The sequence below is a fragment of the Rhodoplanes roseus genome (assembly GCF_003258865.1).
Taxonomy (GTDB): domain Bacteria; phylum Pseudomonadota; class Alphaproteobacteria; order Rhizobiales; family Xanthobacteraceae; genus Rhodoplanes; species Rhodoplanes roseus.
In genome coordinates, this window is record NZ_NPEX01000703.1 from 1 (window position 1) to 337 (window position 337).

Annotated in this window: 1 protein-coding gene; it reads left to right on the top strand. The window is 63.8% G+C overall.

The features are described from left to right. The coding region (locus CH341_RS32050) for an enoyl-CoA hydratase/isomerase family protein (protein WP_146604743.1) at window positions 1-337 on the top strand (337 nt) is incomplete at both ends.

The following is a 337-nucleotide window of genomic DNA, read 5'->3' on the forward strand; positions in this document are numbered from 1 at the left end:
GTGCCTTCGGGGCGGGGCAGGATCTGAGCGAAAGCAAGACCTTCGACGCGGACCGCGCCGAAACCTGGATGGGCGAATGGAAGGCGCTCTACAATCGCTTCCGCCTCGGCTCGAAGCCGATCATCGCAGCGCTCAATGGCCTGGCCGCCGGATCGGCTTTCCAGGTGGCTCTTCTGTGCGATCTGCGCGTTGCGCATCCGGGCGTCAAAATGGGACAGCCGGAGATCAATTCCGGCATTCCGACGGTCACCGGCAACTGGATCATGCGCGAGCATCTCGGTCTCGCCCGCACCATCGACCTCACATTGACGGGCCGGATGATCGAGGCGGAAGAGGC